Origin of the sequence: Xenorhabdus littoralis, assembly GCF_033949345.1 — a bacterium.
Taxonomy (GTDB): Bacteria; Pseudomonadota; Gammaproteobacteria; order Enterobacterales; family Enterobacteriaceae; genus Xenorhabdus; species Xenorhabdus littoralis.
The window spans coordinates 1-5,693 of record NZ_VCDP01000090.1 but is presented as its reverse complement, the minus strand read 5'-3'; the positions used below and the strand labels follow the sequence as shown (position 1 = coordinate 5,693).

The 5,693-nt window shown below is 40.6% G+C and carries 7 protein-coding genes; all 7 read right to left on the bottom strand.

The genetic code is table 11. The annotated features are described in order from the left end of the window. A partial coding sequence (locus FE394_RS17165) for a phage integrase N-terminal domain-containing protein (protein ID WP_319927570.1) occupies nt 1-131 on the bottom strand: 131 nt, incomplete at its 3' end. Between the two features lie 232 nt (nt 132-363). Beyond that, nucleotides 364-567 (bottom strand): hypothetical protein, encoded by a 204-nt coding sequence (locus FE394_RS17160; RefSeq protein ID WP_319927569.1) that lies wholly within the window; start codon nt 565-567, stop codon nt 364-366. 434 nt (nt 568-1,001) lie between these two features. After that, complete coding sequence (locus FE394_RS17155) at nt 1,002-1,304, bottom strand: hypothetical protein (protein WP_319927568.1); 303 nt, start codon at nt 1,302-1,304, stop codon at nt 1,002-1,004. Between the two features lie 58 nt (nt 1,305-1,362). Then, on the bottom strand, nt 1,363-2,151 hold the full coding sequence (locus FE394_RS17150; protein WP_319927567.1) for a peptidoglycan recognition protein family protein: 789 nt from the start codon (nt 2,149-2,151) through the stop codon (nt 1,363-1,365). A 123-nt stretch (nt 2,152-2,274) separates the two neighbouring features. Then, nucleotides 2,275-2,544, bottom strand: coding sequence for a PAAR domain-containing protein (locus FE394_RS17145; RefSeq protein WP_319927566.1), 270 nt, complete (start codon nt 2,542-2,544; stop codon nt 2,275-2,277). Nucleotides 2,545-2,589: 45 nt separating this feature from the next. Further along, nucleotides 2,590-3,399: a DUF4123 domain-containing protein gene (locus FE394_RS17140; RefSeq protein WP_319927565.1), complete on the bottom strand. Its 810-nt coding sequence runs from the start codon at nt 3,397-3,399 to the stop codon at nt 2,590-2,592. After that, entirely contained in the window at nt 3,396-5,408 is a 2,013-nt protein-coding gene (locus FE394_RS17135) for a type VI secretion system Vgr family protein (RefSeq protein ID WP_319927564.1), read from the bottom strand. The genes FE394_RS17140 and FE394_RS17135 overlap by 4 nt, the downstream gene beginning before the upstream one ends. Between the last annotated feature and the right edge of the window lie 285 nt (nt 5,409-5,693).

The following is a 5,693-nucleotide window of genomic DNA, read 5'->3' as shown; positions in this document are numbered from 1 at the left end:
TTAACCTGAATATTCAGACTCAGTAACAACGCGCCCAAACGCCCCGCGATCCGAATGCGGTCATGACAGGTTTTATGGCTGCCACCGCCCTGTCGGGCAAAAAACTTTAATTCCTTAATCAATCGACTCATCGATTTCTCCTTACTCAACCTTTCTACATGCGATCTCTGGCGCGCGACAGTACGGACAAAGCAGGAAATACCGGCTTTACCCCCTGACGAATATCTGTGCGCCAGAGTGAACGCGTGTTGAGGTATTGCGGGGTATCGGTTGAGTACGCGGTACTGCCGCCTGTATTAACAGGTCATCCCCACTGGCAAAGTTCCAGCCTCGATATCGTCAGGTTTTCCTTTTGATGATTTTTCAATCTATAAAATGCAGTGTCAGATTCACTGTGTGGTTAAGTAGGCGTGAGCCTATCATTGTCAGATTATTCTTTTGCTGCGGCGTCACTTTCAGCGGTAAACCGACAAAAAGTGACGCCTTAAATCCGCGAACAGTTAGCAACAATCGTGCGAACGTTGAAATGCCAGCAGGCACAGCAAACGCCGCAAGGTGCAGTGTCAAACGATAGTTATGCGTTAATTATTTGGATGCAGAAAAGTTATCTGCTGAATATTTCAAACAGAGATCGTAGAAGTATGAATGTGGTGTATGAGAATAATTTTATGGTATGACGTGAAGTGCATGATTCAGTGTTCAATGCGCTTAGGTAACAGTTTAAAAACACCTTTTGAGGTATTTTTTAGTTTAAAAAACCTTCATTGTTAGACAAGGGGTTTATGTCTGACAATATCTGCTTCCAAAGGTGCGCAGACGTACCGCAATACTTGCTCTCTCTTTCAGGCTACGAGAGTTTTTTATTTTCGCTAAGAAGCGATTTAAACCAAATTAGAATAACTTATTTTTTTAATCACGGCAATGAAAGTTGGTAATTTGAAGTAATATTATAGATGGTAAAAATTAAAACTTTTATTCTATTTTTACCATCTATATGTCTATTATGAATTAGTATCATCGAAAGGAAAAATAAAGAAAGGATCACATTCTTTCGAGTTACAACCTAGATAAATAGTATTATTATTATTTTCAATGGTAGTTATACCACCACCATTTATATAAAAATTCCATATTTTCCCATTGAAACTAACCCTTCCTTCCATATCACATGGAGCATAATCAAATTCACGATGTGGATTATACTCATATTCATTACTTATCTTAAATATTTTATAAATATCATCTGTGTTTAAATTCCATTTTTTACATGCCTCTATAGTTCCCACTCCATTACTTTGAGACAATTTTAATCCCACGAGATCTATTAATTCTATTTTTTCATTTATAGAATAAGAGAAATGGCTAAACATCATCAAAATAAAGATTAGCACCTTCACCTGGAGCTTTGTAAGATATTTTATCATGTTCATATATATCACCATTATTTAAATTATATTTACACTTTAATAAATTAACTAATTTTTTAATTGATTCTTTTTGTTGTTCAGTTGCTTCTTGATAAGAATCATTCTCATATTTGGCAACAACTTCTATTCCTATGCTATCACTACTTGTAGGGTATCTGTCAGGGTACGATTTTAATTTTTCATGGGCATGAATTTTAGCTGGATTCCAACCAAAGCTATCTATTTTTTTTCTTTCTGCATTATTTTTACAAGTTCCTTCCTCTTTACATTTTGATTTTATTCTCCCCACATGCTCTGTAATTTTGTTTAAACTAGCTGTTTGTTTTATTGTGCCATCTTTGTCTACAATAAAATGCGTTCCAAATTTTCTTGTTCTAAATGATGATATTGCTGATGCCATAGTATAACTATCAGTTCTATGCAGAACGATTGCATTTACTGCATTTATCTTACCTCTCTCTAAAGCAGTAACATGATCTTGAATTATATCAGTATTTTTAAAAAAACCATCTTTGTTAACATATGGAACTTGACTTAACACATGCTTAACAAAATCATCTCTCGCTTCCGGAGGCGGACATGTAGCACAGGCTTTACCCGCACTCCATGTGTTATTTTCATCATGTTCAGATAGTTTTTTTATTAACTCCTCTTTTTTGTTAAAGCAGATATTATCGTTAAGAGCTGTTAACAGTGTTTTTTCCTTTTCATTGATAGGTTCCATCTAATCTTCCTTTTGACGATAAAATAACTGAATTTAAGTAAGAAATGCTGGTTAAATATAGTTCATAAACTGTGTTTTTTTGTATGAACCACAGTATATTTATATGTACTTTTCCAAATATCCTCAGCCAATACTTACACTACCCCCACCAATAACAATACCGCCACAATCAACGGCATCTCCCGTTCTAGCGGCAGGTTTCCCTTCAATAAACACAGATCCGGAACCTTCAGCTATCATCCGGGAATGTGATGAGTGGGATTCCAGAATATCCCCTTGTCTGGCTATATAGACACCGTCTACCTTAACACTGCTGGCACCAGTAATTACAGGTGTTGCAGGGCAATCACCATGTTTTGTACCCATATCACCGATTCTGATGGCATTTCCCATATTGTTTCTCTCCCGAATTAATTTTAATACATATATTGATTGTTATTAAATATTAAGAAGAAATTTTTTGGCCCTATACCAACCGGGAGTTTCATCATCAGTAAGTCTGGTTAAAATTGATTTATCAAACTCATCAATATCGAACTTTTCTTCTCTGATCACTTTTTTAAGAATTTCTTCTATAGAACGCATGTCTATTATTTTTTCATCAATCAGATAGTCATAGAAAAAAGCTAAAAATGGCATTGAGTTGACTATACTTATGCTTTTTCTTAGTTCTGACAATTCGGATAACAAAATAGAATAAAGTTTTTGTAAATACTTCTCTTTTTGCTTTATTTCTATCAATTCATACTGTTCTTCGCTAATTTTTAAAATCTTATATCTTCCTTTAGCATTGTCGGGAAAAGGTTCTCTGATTTTGGCAAAATTATCCGTGCGTTCTTCTTCAAGATAAAGTGTCGTGACCTGCGTGATCGGCCCTAAAAAACAGTGTACTTCCCAGTCACTCAATACGCCGAGAAAATCCCAGATATTGCGCGGGTCATAAAAACGGAAAAATACCGGTTTTTCCTGCTTAGGAAGCAGGACTTGCAGGTATTTCCGTAAATGCTGGCGCACGGTTTTCATATCTGCTGCACTGTGGACAAAAATTCCCCACGGAGTTTTGCGGCATTCCAGCCAGATTTTGACTTTTTCATCCACCTGTACCAGATAAGGGGCGATTGTAACCAGTTCTGACTGGAGAGGCTCACCATAAAGACAGGCGGAAGGCGGGTCATAACGCTCCAGCATCAAAAACAGATCGGGTTCTGCTGCCCCATCAATGATAGCGTAAAGCTTTTCCTGACTCATTCTTGTTTCTCCTTCTCTTTCATTGGGCAGTGAGCGACAAACATCGAACCTTCACTTGCCGCTGCAAGCAGGATGGCGGGATTAGCGGGTGCCAGTAAATCACCGGGGCTGCCACCGGAGTTCAGGTTGATGGCGGTACCTTTGATATCAATACCACCGGCATGAAGCACAACAAAATTTCCCCCGACACTCAGGGTAATTTTGCTGCCGCTTTGCAGGGTCAGATCGCCCTGCGCATCCACACTGACGACCCCCTGAATTTTTTCAGCCAGATCGCCTTTGAGCTGTAGTGAGCGGTCACCGTCAATCTGTTCAAGATAATTACCCGTGGTTTTATGATCCTGTTGACCTTCTACAGTCACCTTACGGTTATTGGCTATCACCAGTTCATCATCATGGCCGATACTGGTTGTACGGTCATAGTTGATCCGTTCTCCCCGTGAATTGCGTACCTGAATGGCGAGGTTTTTCTGCGCGTGGATAAAGACCTCTTCGCGATCTTTCTCATCCTCAAAACGCAGTTCGTTAAACCCTTCGCCTTTGTGAGTTTTTGAACGGATCGACATCTGGGTTTTCGCCATTGGTAGGCGGTTTGGCGGAATGTTGTTGGCATGATAAGCCCGCCCGACAATAATCGGCTGGTCGGGATCGCCGTGGACAAAATCCACCAAGACTTCATGACCAATACGGGGAATGGCGATCATCCCCATTAATTGCCCGGCCCACGCCTGACTGACCCGTACCCAGCAGGAACTGCGGTCATTAAATTCACCGTATCTGTCCCAGTCAAACTGGATACGAACGCGTCCGTGTTCGTCACAGAAGATTTCTTCACCTTCTGGTCCAACGACAGTGGCAATGTGTGGGCCTTCCATTTTGGGTTTTGGGTAAGGTGAAGGACGGTAAGAATTTTTTCGGGTGGTGAAGGTAAATTGATTAGACAGCCATGTGCCGCCATCGCCGGATTGAGTTTCATCTGCCTGTGGTTGCCGCCCAGAATGAGTAATCTGGATGAGTTGCCATTGGTCGTTGAACGTTTCTCTGGGGTGATCGGTCAGGTTAAACAATTGCCCCGGCCACATGGCAAAACTGTCACCATGACCATTGCCAAGCTGAGTATCCCGACGCAGGTATTCCAGACGATACTGGCTTGCCCGCTGGCCTAAATCATCATCTTTAAAGCGACTGGGAAAATCGTAATAATGATAGCTGTTCAGTACCCGCTGATTATCAAGGTTGCGCCCTTCATACCAGAATTCCCGGTTCCAGCGTGGGTTCTTAAACGTTCTGTCTTTAGTGGTGATATTGGCAACACCAATGCGTTCTGACCAGCTAAATTGATGAATACAGGTTGTTCCACCCGTGACGTCAGCTTCGGGACGATAAGGGACATTAATGACCTGATTAAGCGACAGACAGGAGTCGTGAAAAACAATACGTTGTTCATGTTGTTCCTGATCGAAAACGAAATAGTAAAAAATACCCTCATCCGCCAGTAAGCGCTGAATAAAGGCCAAATCGCTTTCATCGTACTGAACGCAAAATTCCCGTGGTGGGTGTTTATAACCCAGCGCGAAGAAAAAACTACGCACGCCGTTTTCCCTGAGCAGGTTTTCCACAATATCCACAACGGACTGATTTTGGAAAATCCGGCTATTTACCCGTAATGATGCGCGCCATAAAGGCGGCTGAAGGGTGATATGGTAGTGGCTGCTGTGTCGTCCGGTTGAAAGTAGTGAAAAATGGGTTATCATCCCGGTGATTTGGCGTTCAACTTGCCCGTTGCGATGCACGGCAAAAACGGCGTTTCCGTCAAGGACATCGGCAAAATTAATCTCCGGGGTTTTACAGGTCAGCGTGGCTTCCAGCCGGAAGGGGAAAGACAGTGATTCGTGTAGGGAAAAATCCACAACGGCAAAGGCTTGCTCAGGTAAATTTTCAGTGATGAGTGTAAAAACTAAACCTGAACGATCAAGTAGTTGATTGATTTTATCTATCACCCTGCTCATTTGTGCTTTCCATAATTTTTTAGTGTATCAATCCTTAATTAGTACCTGAATGGTAAAAATAATTTAGTGATGAAATTACAATTGTCTGTTTTGGGTACAGTGCGGAGCCGAATATAACAGAATTATTTATCTATTACAGTGCGAATAAAATTACATCAGTAAAATTGTGATTAACTTCTCTGACTAAATAAAATCAGATAATTACCTCACATTAATTTCGTGTAGTACGACAGATTAAAATCACGCTAACGCGCTACGCTTGTCTTCTCTGATTTATCTGGCTAA

Excerpts from the sequence above, each read along its gene's own strand:
- FE394_RS17150 (WP_319927567.1), bottom strand. The coding sequence starts at position 2,151 with ATGGAACCTATCAATGAAAAGGAAAAAACACTGTTAACAGCTCTTAAC.
- FE394_RS17145 (WP_319927566.1), bottom strand. The coding sequence starts at position 2,544 with ATGGGAAATGCCATCAGAATCGGTGATATGGGTACAAAACATGGTGAT.
- FE394_RS17140 (WP_319927565.1), bottom strand. The coding sequence starts at position 3,399 with ATGAGTCAGGAAAAGCTTTACGCTATCATTGATGGGGCAGCAGAACCC.
- FE394_RS17135 (WP_319927564.1), bottom strand. The coding sequence starts at position 5,408 with ATGAGCAGGGTGATAGATAAAATCAATCAACTACTTGATCGTTCAGGT.